The organism is Paenibacillus sp. NPDC056722, assembly GCF_042790635.1.
Lineage (GTDB): Bacteria > Bacillota > Bacilli > Paenibacillales > Paenibacillaceae > Paenibacillus_AQ > Paenibacillus_AQ agri.
This window is the reverse complement of sequence record NZ_JBHTYV010000008.1, coordinates 112,685-130,681: the sequence shown is the minus strand read 5'-3', so window position 1 is coordinate 130,681 and position 17,997 is coordinate 112,685. Positions and strand designations below refer to the sequence as shown.

Genomic DNA, 17,997 nt, shown 5'->3' with positions numbered 1-17,997 from the left:
AATTACGTTATCTAGACATTACGCGTTTAAAGGGTAACAGCAATGAAGATTATTTTCAGCCGATCGGTAGCCCTGCTCTTTGGCAGGGCTACTGAACTATAGGCCTCCGGGAGAAGAGAGCGGGTTGACCTGGATGAAGGTCAGCTTAGTTACGACCGGACTGATATCCCGGCTACCGAAAGGAAGATGACACATGAAGCCATCCCGTAATTTTCGGCTGCTTACGACCTTGTTTCCGGTTCTTCTGTTTCTGTCTCTCCTGCCCTCCTGGGGCGATGTTCCCGATTCGGGTGCCTCTCCCGAGGACAAAGCGGCGATAGCCCCGGTCAATCCTTCGGCTTCGCCGGAGGCACGCCGATTGCTACAATATTTGACAGATCTTAGCGGTCAGGGAATCATCTCCGGGCAACATGATTATCTGGAAAGTCCTGATGAATTCAACAATAAATTAAAGTCAGCCAGCGGGAAATATGCTCTGCTGCATGGCTATGAACTTGGGGCCTTGAACCATCAGTCCGCTAAGACAATTGCTATGCAGCGCCAGGCTGTGGTGAACAGCGCCATCAAGTGGTATGAAGGGGGCGGAATTGTCGCTATGACCTTTCATCAGAACTTGCCGGGAACTTCCCCGGTATGGTCCAATGTTTCCATGAAGCTGAGCCAGGAGCAATTCAATGCCTACGTTACCCCAGGTACTCCACAATACAATAGTCTGATTGCAGAACTAGACGATATCGCCGGGTATCTGGGCGAATTGAGGGACGCAGGGGTACCGGTCCTTTGGCGGCCTTATCACGAGATGAACGGAGACTGGTTCTGGTGGGGGAACAAAAGCAATTTTGCCGCCCTCTGGAATCTGGTTTATGACCGCTTCACCCATATCCACAAGCTGAATAATCTATTATGGGTATGGAATCCGAACGCGCCGGGACCAACCGCGGGCCCTTACCGTGATTATTATCCAGGCCCCGGGACCGTCGATGTGCTGGCGGCCGATATTTATAATAATGATTATCAGCAAGTCTACTACGACGACCTGCTGAAGCTGGCTGGAAGCAAGCCGATCGGTATCGGCGAAAGCGGCGAGCTGCCGGACCCGAAGATACTGTCCAAGACCCAAAGCCGCTGGGTATATATGATGACCTGGGGGAAGATGCTGACCGGGAACAACAGTGCCGGACGGATTCAAAGCTTTATGGGCAGTCCGTATACGATATCAAGAGATGATTATATACGCACAGTAGGCATAGCCTCGTTATCTGAGAAGCTCACTGCCGCAAATGGTCTGACCGGAGCATATTTTAACAATGCAGAGCTGATGGGAAAGCCGGTGCTGCTTCGCCAAGACAGCGTGATTGATTTTAATTGGCATGGAGGCTCTCCGGCGGCAGGTATTGGCGCCGATACCTTTTCTGTGCGTTGGAAAGGGAAGATCAAACCACCATCCAGTGGAGACTACACCTTCTCGGTGTCCGCAGATGATGGGGTCAGACTCTGGGTTGGCGGCAAGCTGGTCATAGACAGCTGGGAGAACCGGAGCGGAATGGACCGGACCGGCAGCATGAAGCTGCGCAAAGATAGTTTATATGATATTAAGGTGGAGTATTATGAAAATCGTGGAGATGCCAGCATCTCTCTGAAGTGGGCAGGACCGCACCTGAAAGAAGCCGTTGTACCGCAGAATGCATTGTTCTTACCATAATGGAAGCAGAGCTTTCAGGGCACATCACCTAAAGAAAGCGAGGACAAGGGAATGAGCGTAACGAGATCAACCCGCAAACCTTTACTTGCCATACTAAAATTTATTGCCTTGACGGTCTTATTTCTATTGTCTGTCTCTGTGTTTGGAAAGGACGGCACGCGTAGCGGTGAGGTGGAGGTCGATATGTCGAAGCTTACCGCCGCCAATGATACTGGTCCTGTAATTCCCCATGGCACCTTAATTTGGAGGTTGGGTCAGCATGACGGTTCGGCGCGTGAATTCGCCGTCAGTGGTTCATCCGGTGCCAAAGCGGAGTTCCAGGTAGCTTCTTCCGGAGTGAGGGCGACGTCGCTGAAGAGCATTCCCTCCGGTCTGGACGGGACGACAGAGCCCGAACTGAGTATCGACTACCAACTGGACAAGATCCCGGTGAACGGGGTCTTGTTTCGCGTTAGTATCCTGGATGCCTACAAAGCCGTTCCGCAGATGAGTGTCTTTTCCAATCGACAGCTGTCGGGCATTATCCAGATTGCCGGTGTCGCAGGAGCAGAAGACCAATACAATTTCCGCAAAACCTATGAGCTGTACATTCCGAAGGAACAGCTACAGGTCGGGAGCAATGAACTGAAGCTTCAGGTGACCCGCGGTCTGTATTCTTCTAGTGCAGAGGATAAGTTCAACTGGTGGACATGGGATGACCTTAGTCTGGAATCACTGAATGAGCCGATTAAGGAACCGATTCATGGCAGCTACACGCTTACCGGAACGATGGTGAACAACAAGCAGTTTTATTTTGACGAAGGTGCGGTTGCGCATCTGCCTTATGTTATGAAGTGGCTGGGAGTGGCCTATAGCGGTAACATCATGCGTGCCAGCTGCGCCAGCGACGTGGGCCGGTCCTGCTCCAACATGGAGGAGTATTATAAGGTGCTAAAGGATTACAATATGCAGGCAGTTGCGCTCTATTTATACACCGGCGACATCAAGCTGAAGGATGATGGTTCTCTATCTGATGAAGCGGCCAAGAAATTGACCGATTATTTCCGCCAGTACAGCCCGTATTTTCAATACTATGAAGTCGATAACGAGCCGGGGCTGTTCAACCGTTCCAAGGCTGTTAACCTGGCTGTGGCTCATTGGCTGAATACTAAAGGGAAAGAGATTGCGCCGTACCTGAAGACGGTAGCCCCAGGCTGGGCGTATTGGCCGGAATACCAGCAGAATTCCTGCGGTAACCAGAAGGGGCGAGTACGTGAGTGCGGAGATCCGGATGGGTGGGAACGGGATCCCAAGCAGCGGCTGGAGCTGGAACAAGTAACGGATCTGACAAATGGACATTCCTATGGGGATTCTTATATTTTCAGCAACGGAGGAAGCTTCACGGAAAATTTGAAGACCTTTGGCGGAGCTGCGGACGGTCTGGCCAAAAAAATGCTGACCACCGAATTTGGTACCTCGGATAGTCATGTGGACGCCTACCAATATGGTGCGACCGAGCGGACGGCTGCCGTATTCGACCGGATAATGCGGGCGCATATCGGTTATGCGGATATGTTCATCCAGCACGCTGCATTTTTCAAGGATTTCAGCCTGTTCAAATACGGATTTAATCTGGAAGAGCATGACCCCGCCAAGACGGAGATTTATTATACGAAAAATAATGAGGATTCCCGGGTCAGCATTATGCGCCGTCTGAGTCTGGCCTATGCTACACACGGGGCTCCGCTGACCTATGAGGTTACGAATAAAGCAGCCCTGGATGATAAACTCGTTTACGTCCGTGCCGTAGATACCTCCACGCTGGACCCGCTTGCCGGTAGCGGAGCGACCTCGAACAAGGTGCTGGTGAACCTCGTGAATTTCGAGAACACGGTACAGACGGTGTCCGTGAATGTGACCATGCCGAAGGCTGTAATCTATGAGGGAGAGCGGTTCGGCAACGGGAATACCTATGAAGAAGCACGGAGTTATGTAACGGGGAAAAAAGCATCTCCTGTACTGACCTTTAAGGAGACGCTGGCGCCTGGGGAGGGTGTGCAATATATTTTGCAGCCTTCAGCTGAGATGAAACCGTCAGCGCCACAGAAGCTGAAGGCCGTTGCCCTCAAAGGCCCAGCCGTCCAGCTGAACTGGCTGGAAGCGCCCGGTGCAAGTTATGAAGTGCTACGGGGCGAAGGTTCTGGCGGTGCGCTGCAAGTCATCGCTTCCGGTGTGCCGAGCACGCAGTATACGGATATTAAATTACGTGAGGGCACCCTCTATACTTATAGGGTACGTGTCACTGGCTCCACAGTAATGTCGGAACCTGTACAGATCACAGCTACTGGACTGGTACCGCTGGACCGTAGCGGATGGCAGGCCTCCTCCAACGCAAGCGGCGGGACCTCTAATCCGCGAAGCGCTTTTGACGGTGATCGCCGGACCCGCTGGGATACCGGCAAACACCAAGTCTCGGGAGAGTATTATCAGGTGGATTTGGGTGAGGCCCACAGGATTGAAAGACTGGATCTTGATAACATCCTGTCCCCTTATGATTACCCTAGAGGTTATGAAGTCTATGTCTCGGAAGATGGAGCGGACTGGAGCAGGATTGCTTCAGGCAAAGGCAGAACAGAAGCAACGACCATTACCTTTACTCCGACCCAGGCACGCTATGTGAAGATCTTGCAGACAGGCAGCGGTGGAAACTACTGGTCGATTCACGAGCTGCAAATTTACTCGAGAGATTAAAGCAACGTGAAATTATTCTATTTAGTACGAACTTAATAGTCTAACATCATGGATAGGGAGTAACTCTTGGTGTACAAAGGTGTAACTTGAGGCATCACGTTCGAAATAAGAGGGGCTTTGGGCTTTGATAACAGGAAAATATACCTTTAATTATTTTCTTACACCCTTATTTGTGAAAAATAAAGGGAATTTCTCCCGTTAAAAAGCCTCTTATTAACGTTATTGCATAGTTACAGAGGATTTAACGGGAGTTTTTCCAGTTATTTTAAAAAAAAGAAGAGGATTTAATCAAAATAACAGGAATAATTCCCGTTATTCCCATGCCCTATGGAGCAAAGTCGGGCTTTTCGGTGCATTTGTCACCTGAAAGAATGGAATTCTTGTAAATCAAGGTCTCATTTTATACCTTAGGACAAAAGAGCGTGTTATCTAGATGTCGATGTCTATTTTCGAAATGACGTTGTGTTTTTAGATGCGTTTTAAATATCATTATAATAAAACAAATAAGCCTCCATCCGCAGATTGCGGATCGGAGGCTTGTTCGTTTTTGGTATCACGCCCGTGCTGTATTTAGCACGCTGGGTTGAATGAAGGGACAACGTGGCCTGTGGCCTTGTTTCTGGTTAAATAAAGTTCAACCCTTCCATATAAGGAAGGGGCAGCGTAGCGTCCCCTTCCGGAGTTCCAGCCGGGAGAAGCGGGCTGGCGGGATCGAAGAGCAATGAGATCAGCCCGCGGTCATCTGTTGCGGCGGAGAGGGCGATGTTCCGGCTTGTCCGGAACGCCTCGGTCTGCCGCAGCAAGGCTCCACGGTCAGCGATGCAGACCGTGCCGCTGTTCGCGCCGCCCGTCATAGCGGCGCGGGCATCGCGCAGCAGCGACAGCAGGCTGCGCTCCTGCCACGGCACGGGCACCTGCAGCTTGCTGGTGCCCGTGCACAGGGCGGCCTTGGCCAGTAGCGCAGCTACCGCTTCCGGCCGCCCGGCCCATTCCAGCGCCGTCCCTTGGTTCGGCGCGTCACTCTTCGGCGCCGTCAGCGCAGCCCCGGCGCGATCTCCCGCCGCCGGCTCCACCGCAACGGCGACAAAGCCCTCGATGCTGCCGTCCCGCTCGGCGACGAGGGTGCGCTGGGGCAAGCCCAGCGCACCCGCATACGCCGCGGCCCCCAGCAGCACACCCAGCTCGGCCGGACTGTGGACATGTCCGGCCTGCCGGGACAGGAGCAGCCGGTTGACCGCGGGCAGGTCGCCCGGCTGCATCGGCCGCAGCGTCCAAGCGTCCCCGGACGCAGCGGCAAGGGCCTGTGCCGAGTCCTGCGTAAGCTCGGCATGCACGGCTGCTCCGAAGGGTACGCAGCCCGCACGTTCATACAGGGAGCGGTCGCCGGACACGAAGATCAGCGACGCTCCGGCTCTGGCCGCATGGGCCTGGCACAGCTTGAGCAGCTGGCCGGCTAAGCCGACTCCCCGATAAGCCGGGGCAGTGCACACCGCCCCGATGGAGAAGACCTCCAAAAGCATTTCCTCAGCCTGAATGACAGAGGGGACAAGCCCCATGAACGCCGCCAGTGTCCCGTCACTGGTAAAAGCACCATAAGAATGGCTGATTCCCGGCTGGAAGATCGCCGGGAATAACTGCTTCATGGAGAGATCACCGTCTTTTCGAAAAATGGCATCTGCCAGTGCCGCGGCTTGATCCAGCTCGTTGTTTCTGATTAATCTTAGTTGCATTTATAGTCTGCCCCCTGGTATGGAATGTAATAATCGGTGCAATTTAATAATTAAAGTATAAGGACAGTGAGATTTAATATCCAGTCTTGTCCATACTACCAAGTGTCTCAAGTAGACGGATATGCGGGTAATAATGGAAGACACAGCCGCAGCCGTGCGGCCTGCCTAATACAGGAGGGGTGTGAAGATCTCGATGAGTCATCTGGCGGATCAAGTTATTATGTTGCTGGCGGCGCTGCTGCTGATTGGGGTGCTGTCTACCAAGTTCTCCACACGCTTTGGCATGCCAGCGCTTGTGCTTTTTATTGCTGCTGGAATGGTCCTGAGCCATTTCATTTATTTTAACAATGCATCACTGACACAGATTGCCGGTATTTTTGCCCTAGTTGTCATACTATTCGAGGGCGGCATGCAGACGAGTCTAAAGGATATCCGGCCTGTGATCTGGCCTGCCTTGTCGTTATCTACAATTGGTGTGCTGGTGACTACTGGCGTAGTTGGCGTATTTGCCAGACTTGTCCTTAATGTTCCCTGGACGGAAAGCCTGCTGTTCGGGGCCATCGTAGGTTCCACGGATGCAGCCGCTGTTTTTTCGGTACTTGGCGGGAAAAACATCGACAAGCGCCTTACCTCTACGCTGGAAGCAGAGTCAGGCAGCAATGATCCTATGGCCGTATTTCTGACGGTGACACTGATTGAATGGATTCAGCATCCGAATGCGGCGTGGTGGAGTCTGATATTTTCTTTTATATGGGAAATGGGGCTGGGCCTGCTGCTGGGAATTCTGCTCGGCAAGCTGGCTGTCTATCTCATTAATCGGATTAATCTGGAATCCTCCGGGCTCTATCCGGTGCTGGCTATTGGCTTTGCCGTGCTTACCTATGGCGTGGCGGCGTTGACGCATAGCAGTGGTTTGCTGGCTGTTTATGTCATGGGCCTTACTTTAGGCAACTCTGATCTGGTGTATCACCGGACCATTATGAATTTCAATCACGGGTTTGCCTGGATGATGCAGATTGCCATGTTTATTCTGCTGGGGCTGCTCGTTTTCCCGGAGGAGCTGTCGTCTATCGCCTGGCAGGGTATTCTGCTGTCCGTCATTCTGATGGTCGTCGCGAGGCCCATTGGGGTCTTCCTGAGCCTGATGTTCGCTAAGTTTTCCCTGCGGGAAAAGACGCTGATTTCCTGGGCAGGTCTCCGCGGGGCTGTCCCTATCGTGCTCGCCACCTATCCGCTGCTGGCTGGCCTTGATCATGGCCGTTTGTTCTTTAATGTCGTCTTTTTCGTTGTGCTGACCTCAGCAGTTATACAGGGGACGACGATTTCTCCACTGGCTTCAAGGTTGAAGCTGATCGGGCAGGACGATAACACACAGCCTTCACTTATGGAACTGGTGGCTTTAGGAAGAACGGATTGCGAGTTCAATCACATCGGGATCGACTCACTGATGCCTATTGCCGGCAAGCAGATCGCCGATATGGGACTGCCGGAGGATATTCTGTTTACGGCGATTATTCGTGACAAGAACATCGTGACCCCGCATGGCAACACGACGATCCAACCCGGTGATACGGTATATGTGCTCAGTCCGAAGGCCAAGCGGGAGGAGATGCGAGCTCTTTTCCGGTGTGGTCCGAGAAAGGCAGCAAGGGAGCATACGGTATAGCTTGGACTGCTGCTCCCGGCTTTCATCCACGACGAGGGGTCAATCGGTGGAGTGCCAATTTGCTTTGAAAATGGAAGAATTTTTCTTTAGTGTGACGCAAATAATATGCGATGAATAAGTGGTTATGCTACGTTTGGTGCTAGCTAGGAGAATAGATTGCAAAAGCATTAAAGATGTGTTAAATTAAATATAGATTTAGAACGAGTCTAAGTATAATAATTAACTTTAGGAGGTTTTACTAATGAGCACACAATTGAAGAATCAAACGGAACTGCAAGCTGCGTTGAACCGCCAGACCGCCAACTGGACCCTGCTTGGTGTGAAGCTGCATCATTATCATTGGTATGTGAGCGGACCGCATTTCTTCACTCTGCATGAGAAGTTTGAGGAGTTCTACAATGAGGCAGCCGGATATGTGGATGAATTGGCAGAACGCTTGTTAGCCATTGGTGGACAACCTGCCTCGACGATGAAGCAATATCTGGCCCTCTCCGGATTGGATGAAGCACGAGGCGGAGAGAATGCCCATGATATGGTAGCAGAGCTGGTTAAGGACTTTGCTTCCATCGCCGAAGAGACCAAGGAAGCGATTAGTGCTGCGGAAGAACTTGGCGACCAGCCTACAGCGGACCTGCTTATTGGTATCAGAAGCAGTGTAGAGAAGCATGCATGGATGCTGAACGCTTATCTTGGCTAAGACTGTTGCTGTAATTCCTATGTGAACAAGTAAGCGCCCTGCGGAGGTTTATGCGCATGGGCGCCTTTTTGTTGTGTACAAGTAAGTAAAGAACCTATTCTGAATAGCGCTTCGAGAGCGTTGGCAGTATATTATGGCGCAGTCTGTTAATGAACAGGCTCTTTATTTGTGTTACGATACTTTCATAAGTACGCAAACATACGATAAATATATTTTACTAGATGGGGTTAGCCTATTGAGTCGTGCAAAATATAGATGGTTTATAGTGGGTGTTGTTGCGTTGTTTTTTGGGTTGATTATTTTATCTTGTCTCCAGCCCACAGATCAGCTGGTGGCCCGAAAGGGCGTATTGGATTTGCGGTCAGGGAAAGGTCTGAACAGTGCAAGTACTGCCCTGTTGGGAGAGTGGATGTTCTACCCTGGACAGCTCTTAACCGGAGCAGAGAAAGAGACGACAGACTCTAATATGCACTTCATTCAGGTACCTGGAAACTGGAGGAAAGCCGTCGACCCTATTTTTCATAAGAACGCACTGGGATATGGCACGTACCGGCTGCAGGTACTGCTGGAAGATGGCGAGAATGAGATTGGTTTTCGGGTTCCGCTTATCCGTGCATCCCATCGTTTGTTCATAGATGGACGGGAGATTGGCTCGCAGGGAATTGTTTCTTCAGAGATAAAAGGCTACAAGTCCGGTGTCAAACCTTACATAACACATACTGAATTTAAAGGTGGCATTCTGGATTTGTACGTCCAGGTGGCTAACTATGATTTTTCATTCAGTGGGGGAATTATTCTGCCCTTTCAGATGGGGACGCTAGATTCCTTGTATAAGGGAGAGCAGCGAGACGCCGCTTTGGAATTCGGTATAGTCGTTATCTTTGGTTTTCTAAGTTTTTTCTTCGGATTTATGCACTTTCAAGCCCCGCGGAATGGATGGATCTATATTTCTCTGTTTTTCCTGAGTCTAATATTCCCAATCGTGTTCCAAGGGACGAGATGGATATTTACGATCTGGCCGGGAATTTCATTCCGCATGATATTGATACTCTATTGGCTGTCTATCTTTAGCATCACCTTCTGGATGTTTATGTTCGTGTACAGTCAGGAAAGCATGCGGACAAGCCAGTGGGTTAAACGTGGGATTATTATCTTTAATGTCCTGTTTATTGGTCTGATGCTGGGGCTTCCGCTATCGGTGTTAACCCGGCTTATTCCGGTGCTAATTTTGGAAACGATAGCCGTTTTTGGTTATGTTCTATTTATCCTTTTGCGCGGAATGAAGAATGAAGATCGATATAGTATGTATAAATTCTTGTCGTTTTTTCTATTTGCTGCGCATTGTTTTTCCAACATGCTGGTGCAGATTGGTGTTAATCATATTGGTGTCTGGTATTTCCTGCAGATTCTCCTGTTCACAAGCTTTTTCATTCTGATGTTTATGCATCAATTTCTGCTGGCCTATCGCAAGCTAAAGGTGCTGACCTCCGGGATCAAGCGGGTGGAACGGTTAAAGAATGAATTCACTGCGAGTGTATCAGAACAGATGATGATACCGCTGAATGCGGTCATCAGTATCGCCGATGCCAGATTGCATTCCGATGAACGGCTGACCCCGGAACAACGGGCGGATTTGCAGCTTGTAACATCAGTTGGGTGGACGATGCGGCGGCTGGTTGACGATCTACTGGATTTCTCCCGCCTGCAGGAGCAGGAGATCAGACTACATCTTCGTCCAGTGGATTTGTACGCAGTGATGGATGAGGTTATGGAACGCACCCGCTACATGATCTATAACGATTCAATTACGATGAACAATCGTATTGAGAAGACGATGTCTCCGCTGATTGCCGATGAACAGCGGCTGTATCAGATTTTGACGGGATTTCTTCAGCAGGGAATCAAGCTTATTATGGAGGGTTCCATTACCGTTGATGGGACTTCCAGCGAGGAATTTACCGAAATGCGTATACATCTGCACGGCAAAGGCATCACCTCTGTAGAACAATCCTTGGTTAGGGAGATATGGAGCCAGGCGGCGGATGCTAATTTCATGCAGAGTAATGACGGCCTCGGTCTGTTTCTGATTAAAAGACTTGTTGACTTACATAAGGGGACGTCAAGGATTGTTACAGAATTTGACCAGGAGATCACGTTCATCGTCACGTTCCCGTTGGTGGGGAGGAATGAGGTTGATATGTTAATCACTGGCCTGCCTACGCTTCAATCTAAGGACGACGCCGTTATGATGGACAGTCCTTGGGACGTTCATAAGAAGGATCGGGATAGCGAGATGGATTTCTCTGAAGGCAGCATTTTTGTGATCGATGATGATGTGCTGAATTTGAGACTTGTACGTGCTATCCTTGCACAGGATCAACACCGGATTACCGTAATAAGAGACCCCGAGCAGTTGAGGGCCCGGTTCCACGAGTTGTCCAAGGCAGATTTGGTAATCGTTAACCGTACTTTACCGGGCACCTCGGGATCTATGATCTGTCGTGCCATTCGTGAGCAATACACATTGTTCGAACTACCGATTCTCCTGTTGACTTCCCCGGGGCATGCGGACCAAGCAATAGAAGCGGGCCTGGCGGGAGCTAACGATTTTTTGAAAAAACCGCTTGAGGCCTCCGAGCTGCGTGTCCGTGTCCGCACTCTTGTACAGATGAAACGCTCGGTGACTGAACGGATCCGGATGGAGCTGGGTTTCCTGCAGGCGCAGATCAAGCCGCATTTTCTGTTTAACACCCTAAACTCTATCGCTGCGCTGAGCAAGCGCAGACCGGAGCAGATGAATCAGCTGCTGGCCGAATTAGGACATTATTTGCGGGAAAGTTTCCGGTTTGACAGTTCTCAGCCGCTGACGCCCTTTGAGCGTGAATTGAAGCTTGTTCAATCTTATCTTCATATTGAGAAGGTCCGCTTTGAGGATTGGCTAAATTTCGAGATCGAGCTGTTCACATCCACCCAATTCCGGATTCCGCCGCTGACGATTCAGCCGCTTGTGGAGAACGCAGTGCGGCATGGGATCATGCGCCGGTCTAAGGGAGGGACCCTTTGGATTGTAGTCAGTCGTGACATCGAGTACATTTGGATCTCCATCAAGGATGATGGGATAGGAATGACCCCGGAAACGGTAGCTAGTTTGCTTGATACAGCCTCCAGAGAAGGGGGCATAGGCATCCGCAATATTGATCGCAGGCTCAAGCAGCTATTCGGATATGGACTTCTCATCCATAGCGAGCTTGATAAGGGAACAGAAATTCAAATCCGACTTCCGGTCGAAAAGGTGGGTATCCATGAGAGCCATATTGATAGATGATGAACCCCTTGCTCTGACACATCTGGCGGAGGAGCTGCAGCGTTTAAGTGAAATTGAGATTATCGGAACGTTCAGAAGCCCGAAGCAGGCCTTGAAACATATTCTCCAGGAACAGCCGGAGGTTGTTTTTCTGGATATCGAGATGCCCGAGATGAGCGGAATTGATCTAGCCGAGCATATCTTGCAGCACCTTCCCCATACGCACATTGTTTTTGTCACGGTCTTTGATGAATATGCAGTGAAAGCATTCGAGCTGAATTCTTTGGATTATCTCCTGAAGCCGCTCCAGACTGAACGGTTGGCCAAGACGATTTCCCGGCTGGCCGCGACCGCAACCGGTACAGCTCCTGTAACCGACCCGGTATTTAAAATTCATTGCTTCGGTCCCTTGAAGTTTGAACGGGCCGGTCAGCCTCCGGCAGCCGTACGCTGGAAAACCTTCAGGGCTCAGGAACTGTTCTGCTTTTTGCTTCAAAACAGGGGCAAGCCTGTCCGTAAGGAAGTGTTACTGGAACGGTTGTGGCCGGGTGTCGATTGGAAGCGTGGTGTAACGCAGCTCTACACAGCCATTTACCAGATTCGCAAGCAACTGCAGGCCGAGCATATCAATATTCAGATATCCAATCTAGAGGAAGGATACATGCTGGAACTGAATGGCGCCGTGGTGGATATTGAGATTTGGGAAAAGCAGATGGCTATGGCGCCAGCTCTGAATGAATCTACATTGTCTGCTCATTTACAGATTGCCTCGCTGTATAAGGGAGACTACTTTGGCGATTATGCTTATGAATGGGCCGAGATGGAGCAGACAAGACTGCGTGTCCTCTGGGTAAGGCATATTCGTCAGCTAGCAGGTTATTATATGGACGCACAGCAGCATGAGGAAGCAGTGTCCCTGTATCTTAAAGTCCAACGGGTGCTGCCGAATGAAGAGAGCATTTACTTCGAATTGATGCATCTATACAACTTCATTGGGGAGCGGCGTTCGGTGGAATACCAGTACGGACTGCTGGCCGGGATGCTGCGCAGGGATATGGATATGGTGCCGCATCCGAAGGTGCAGCGGTGGTTTGAGGCGTGGAAACGGGAAGGGCCGGGAGATGCTGACACGGAATAGTGTATGCATTAGGTTTTAGACCCACTTGTTTGGCAAGCGGGTCTATTTGGCATGGGAATACAATTTCAGAAATCTTTCAAGTCGATCCCTTATAATGTTGATAATTATTAAGAAAACAAGAGGCCTAACGATGAATCATATTCACAGTTCACACGATTACATGCTGGTGACCATTTCTTATCTGATTGCGGTTGCCGCTTCATTCAACGTCTTGGATTTGGCGGAGGGGATTAACAACACCAAGGGAAGAAGGCGCTGGCTATGGCACTTTTTTGGCTCCATTGTCATGGGGATGGGGATTTGGTCCATGCATTTTGTTGGAATGATGTCCATGACCCTGCCGTTTCCTGTCTATTATGACCTGTCGGTTGTACTTCTCTCGGTAGCAGTGGGAGTTGTAGCATCCTTCGTGGCTTTGTTAATTCTGGGGAGGCAAAAGCTGTCTATGGGCCAATTGCTCGGGGGAGCCTCGTTATTCGCATTCGGGATTTCAGCCATGCATTACATCGGCATGTATGCCATGCAAGTCAATATCTCGTATAACATCGGCTATGTGGCGTTGTCTATATTGGTTGCGTTTGTGGCATCCATTACTGCGTTATGGCTTTCCCTTTATTTTGTCCAGCAGGGTAGACGGAGTAGTTTTATAAAGAAGTTCGGCAGTGCTTTGATCATGGGGGCAGCAATTGCTGGTATGCATTATACCGGGATGCTGGCAGCCCATTTTGAGACAGAGGCGTCTGCGGATCGAATGCTATCGCCCCTCAGTCAGATCCTGGACCAGACAAAATTAGGTTATATCATTGCTGCCGGCACTTTGTTTACGCTGGGCTTGTCGCTGATCGGATTGTACATCTCCAGGCTCTTTTCCAAACAGGCGCTAGAGAAGCAGGAGAATGAAAAGTGGTACAGGTCGCTCTATGAACACAATCAGGACGGCATTGTCTCCATCGATCTGCACCGAAAGATTATTGGTATCAATCCTGCAGCTGCGCGGATAACCGGCGTCCGGGAGAAGGAATTCAGGCACAGGCCTGCATCATCGCTCCTGACTTTGGTCGTCGAAGAAGAACAGGAGCGTATCCGGGAGCTCTTCCTGCGAACGATTGATGGTGAAGCAGTGCGTTACGAGACTGTGCTCAGGCATGGTAGTCAAGACAGAATTCATGTCAGTGTCGTACTGGCGCCTGTCATTGTAGATGAGCAGGTAGTGGGGAGCTACATTATCCTGCGCGATATTACTGAAGAGAAGCGGGCTGAGGAGAAACATCTTTATCTCGCATTTCATGATGAATTGACGGGTCTGCCCAACCGGCGCAAGTTCAATCAGACCATATCGGAAATGATAGAAGTCCGAAGTCAGGATCAGAAGCCCTTCGCCGTGATGGTTATGGACATCGACCGGTTCAAGATAATCAATGATTCACTGGGGCATATCTATGGGGATCTTTTCTTACAGGAAGTCAGCAGCCGGATTCTGCGAATTGTAAATAGTGATCAGGCGATGCTGGCGCGCATGGGAGGAGACGAGTTCGCAGTATTGTTTTATCCAGATACGGACGTGGAGAACTCCGCAGTTTTGGCGGATAAGATCATTCAGGAGATTGGACAACCGTACTACCTGAAGGATAATGAATTTTACGTCACGGCTAGCATTGGGATCGCGCTCTTCCCGGAGCATGGTCAAGATGCCGTACAGCTGTTGAAGAATGCTGATACGGCGATGTATGAAGTCAAAAAGAATGGGAAAAACGGCCATCAATTTTATTCCGTGGAGTTGTACGCTGTTCTCCAGGAACGAATGGAGCTCGAAGCCGATCTGAGAAAAGCGCTGGAGCGCAAGGAACTTGTACTGTACTACCAGCCGCAGATTCGGACAGGTGATATCCATATGGTCGGCGTTGAGGCATTGGTGAGGTGGAATCATCCCGTACGCGGATTATTGTCGCCCGATGTATTCATTTCGCTGGCAGAAGAGACAGGGCTGATTATGGAGCTGGGGAATCAGGTGCTGTATGAAGCCTGCCGCCAAATGCATGAATGGCACCAAGCTGGAGGGCCCGTTGTTCCGGTAGCGGTAAACCTGTCCTCCCAGCAGTTTCATCAGCCCAATTTGGTAGAACAGATCAAGCAAATACTGTCAGAGACAGGGCTTTCCCCGCAATATCTGGAACTTGAGATTACGGAGAGCATGATGATGGATGCGAAGCTATCCTTTGATATTCTGAATCAGTTGACCGAACATGGCATTCGGATCAGCCTGGATGATTTTGGAACAGGCTACAGTTCATTCAGCTATCTTAAAATGTTCCCGATTCATAAGGTGAAGATCGACCGTTCCTTCATTCAGGATTTGGCCGTGAATTCAAATGACAAAGCGATTGTCTCCACGATCATTACGATGGCAAAGCAGCTAAATATGGACGTTATTGCGGAAGGAATTGAGACCAGAGCACAACTGGACATCCTGGCCGAACAGGATTGCAATGAAGTTCAGGGGTATTTTTACAGCCGTCCTTTATCCGCTATCGATGTGGAGCAGCAGTTTTTTGTCCCGAGCCGAGCCGGGCAGGGTCTGAATTAATGGAGCAGCGCAGAGGCTAACAAATCATTCGGATTTGAGGTATGGAGGAAGAGATTGAAAATGAGCATTGAACATCTGAAGGATTCAATCAAGGAAGAAAATGTAATCAGGGCATTGGAGCTTAATTTGGCGATAATCCGGTTCGATTTGCAGCGCCGGGTGACGTATGTAAATGAAATCTTCGCCAAGACCATGGGATATACACCAGTGGAAATGCAAGGAATGCTGCACCGGGAATTGTGCTTTTCCGAATTCAGTGACAGTCCTGCTTATGAACAATTCTGGGATAGCATCATTGGGGGCACAAGCTTCCAAGATAAGATTGAACGTAGAGATGCCAAAGGTCATCCTATTTGGCTGGAGGCTACGTACATGCCAATCTATGATGATGCTGGCGAACACATGCTGGGAGTATGCAAGATTGCGACTAATATTACGAACCGTCAAAATCATATCTCCACTGTTGTGGAAGAGCTGAAGCTGATGTCCAGCAGCCTGAATACTCGGGCCGAGCAGGGAATTGAGCGCAGCCAGGAACTGCTGGATAGTATCTCTGTTATTGCTGGCGTATCCTCCAATAATACAGCAACACTGGCAGGGTTACAGGAACAAGCACATTCCATACAGAGAGTGGTGCAGACGATTCGTGACATCGCCTCCCAGACCCAGTTGCTGTCACTGAATGCCGCTATTGAAGCTGCACATGCCGGAGAATATGGCCGGGGCTTCGATGTAGTCGCCAAGGAAGTGAGGAAACTGTCGAATATGGCCCATGAGTCCATCATTGAGATCAGAGACAGTGTTGAGGGAATTGCGCGGGAAATAACGAAGATCTCCAAAGGGACGACGGAGGTGCAGCATTACGTGAGTATGAGCCAGCAGCAGATTGAAGTTGCCATGAATGAGTTCAGTAACATTCTGTCCTCTGCGCAGCAGTTGGATTCCAAGGCGGGTGATGTGACCCATATCGTCTAAGAGCTCATGGCCGGCTCTGCACAATTGCATATGAATAGCCCCAACTTCCTGACTACTTAATGAAGACACCGCCGAATGGCAAGGCTTCCCGCAAGAAACGCTTAAGAATCCCGTCATCGTTGTTGTCACGTTCAAAACGCCGGTTTTGGACTCCAGCCTGAAATAGCACGGGTCCATGACCAGTCATTTTCCAGTGATAGCTCATATGCTGGCTGGCGAGATGATTACCGTAGACGGTAAGCTCCAGCTTGGCGTTTTCAGGATAAGCAATAATGCTGCCGGCGTCTACATACAGAGGGTCATAAGGGTGCAGCTCAGCTTCACATACTGTGCCTTCCGTTAGAATGCCGATGCTTCCTATGCCAGAGAATTTGATTTTAACGATGTCGCGCGTGATAAACATATTCTTCATGCTGAGCACACGTGTCTGCATAGTTATGCCTTCGCTGTAGTAGAAGAGGTGTCTGAAATCGTAGAGCAGATCATTATTACCTTCCAGTTCGAGCGTCTTAACCCGGTAGCCTGGGGGCAGTGCCGCTACGAAGCGGCAGGGGCCGGTCATATCGGAACGGATCAACTTGTGCTTGCGATAGATCCCTTTCACATCCATTAGCCGGTCCGCACGGCCAGACGAGGGCCCTTGATAAGCTATGATCTGCTGTGGGTGTAGCACATGTACCGTTTCATTCTCACCGACGGAGAAGGACAGGGCTTGTCCGCTGGTGTTGTTGCCTTCATCCTGAACATCAATATTCAACGGGTCTTCCCCCTTGCTTCTGAGTCATTATTCACATACTCTTCATTTCTGCTTTACCTGAGGCGGTCATTTCTTCTGGAACGGCTTCGCATCCCTAGGCGAACCATCCGAATTAGCAGGAAATAGCCCAGGATCAGGCACAGTCCTGTAATGATAGTAACCTTAATTCGGTTAAAGTTGTTGTCGCGTGCCTGGCGGTCATCCCTTAACTCATTGACCATTTGGCTTAGCTGACGGTTCTGCTCCTGGAGGGCGGCATTCTGTGATACGGTTGCTCCCAGCTGATCCTTGGCTTCGCCGAGTTCGTTTTTGGTTCGTTCGAGCTCTTCCACCGTCTGACGGTAGCTTTCCTGCAGCTTATTGACCTCTCCGGGAAGCTCGGAGAACTTCTGGAATCCATTATATAGATCGCTGAAATAATTAGCTTGTGCTGAAGGAGCCGGAAGAGAGATGAGAATTCCGAGTAACAGCAGAGCTGAGCATAATAGTCTAAATCTTTGGGGTGTTATCTTTTTTCTCATGATTGCATCACCACCTGAATAGGCTTATTCTTCTTTTATTTTACCATAGCATTACAGTGTTCGACAGTTTACAGCAGGGAGCGGCAGGCGTTTTAAACGATAATACGTACAGAGAAGACAAGCGTTTCCTGGCTGAGCATCCTTCATTGAGAACAGCAGGGGTTTATCGTATACTGTGACGGGAAGAGGAGGT

11 protein-coding genes are annotated in these 17,997 nt (G+C 50.0%); 8 read left to right on the top strand and 3 right to left on the bottom strand.

What is annotated here, in order from left to right:
* The first annotated feature begins 193 nt into the window (after window positions 1-193).
* Both ACFRAM_RS19510 and ACFRAM_RS19505 read left to right on the top strand, forming a co-directional pair.
* Window positions 194-1,702, top strand: a complete 1,509-nt coding sequence (locus ACFRAM_RS19510; protein ID WP_379467272.1) for a glycosyl hydrolase — start codon at window positions 194-196, stop codon at window positions 1,700-1,702.
* A gap of 183 nt (window positions 1,703-1,885) precedes the next feature.
* A complete protein-coding gene (locus tag ACFRAM_RS19505) occupies window positions 1,886-4,432 on the top strand; it encodes a discoidin domain-containing protein (protein ID WP_379467410.1) in 2,547 nt (848 codons plus the stop codon).
* A 623-nt stretch (window positions 4,433-5,055) separates the two neighbouring features.
* Here ACFRAM_RS19505 and ACFRAM_RS19500 read toward each other — a convergent pair.
* Window positions 5,056-6,162 carry a GNAT family N-acetyltransferase gene (locus tag ACFRAM_RS19500; protein ID WP_379467271.1) on the bottom strand — a complete coding sequence of 369 codons (1,107 nt, stop codon included), beginning with the start codon at window positions 6,160-6,162 and terminating at the stop codon, window positions 5,056-5,058.
* 193 nt (window positions 6,163-6,355) lie between these two features.
* Here ACFRAM_RS19500 and ACFRAM_RS19495 point away from each other — a divergent pair, with 193 nt between their 5' ends.
* The 6 genes from ACFRAM_RS19495 (at window position 6,356) to ACFRAM_RS19470 (ending at window position 16,526) form a co-directional block, all read left to right on the top strand.
* A complete protein-coding gene (locus ACFRAM_RS19495) occupies window positions 6,356-7,828 on the top strand; it encodes a potassium/proton antiporter (RefSeq protein ID WP_379467408.1) in 1,473 nt (490 codons plus the stop codon).
* Between the two features lie 241 nt (window positions 7,829-8,069).
* Window positions 8,070-8,525, top strand: coding sequence for a Dps family protein (locus tag ACFRAM_RS19490; protein ID WP_379467270.1), 456 nt, complete (start codon window positions 8,070-8,072; stop codon window positions 8,523-8,525).
* Window positions 8,526-8,760: 235 nt separating this feature from the next.
* A complete protein-coding gene (locus ACFRAM_RS19485; protein WP_379467269.1) occupies window positions 8,761-11,850 on the top strand; it encodes a histidine kinase in 3,090 nt (1,029 codons plus the stop codon).
* Complete coding sequence (locus tag ACFRAM_RS19480; RefSeq protein WP_379467268.1) at window positions 11,828-12,967, top strand: response regulator; 1,140 nt, start codon at window positions 11,828-11,830, stop codon at window positions 12,965-12,967. The genes ACFRAM_RS19485 and ACFRAM_RS19480 overlap by 23 nt, the downstream gene beginning before the upstream one ends.
* Window positions 12,968-13,097: 130 nt before the next feature.
* A complete protein-coding gene (locus ACFRAM_RS19475; protein ID WP_379467267.1) occupies window positions 13,098-15,551 on the top strand; it encodes an EAL domain-containing protein in 2,454 nt (817 codons plus the stop codon).
* 60 nt (window positions 15,552-15,611) lie between these two features.
* Window positions 15,612-16,526, top strand: a complete 915-nt coding sequence (locus tag ACFRAM_RS19470) for a methyl-accepting chemotaxis protein (RefSeq protein ID WP_379467266.1) — start codon at window positions 15,612-15,614, stop codon at window positions 16,524-16,526.
* Between the two features lie 52 nt (window positions 16,527-16,578).
* On the opposite strand, the gene ACFRAM_RS19465 is transcribed toward ACFRAM_RS19470, so the two are convergent.
* A complete protein-coding gene (locus ACFRAM_RS19465; protein WP_379467405.1) occupies window positions 16,579-17,235 on the bottom strand; it encodes an AIM24 family protein in 657 nt (218 codons plus the stop codon).
* A 101-nt stretch (window positions 17,236-17,336) separates the two neighbouring features.
* Window positions 17,337-17,804 (bottom strand): coiled-coil domain-containing protein, encoded by a 468-nt coding sequence (locus ACFRAM_RS19460; protein WP_379467265.1) that lies wholly within the window; start codon window positions 17,802-17,804, stop codon window positions 17,337-17,339.
* Between the last annotated feature and the right edge of the window lie 193 nt (window positions 17,805-17,997).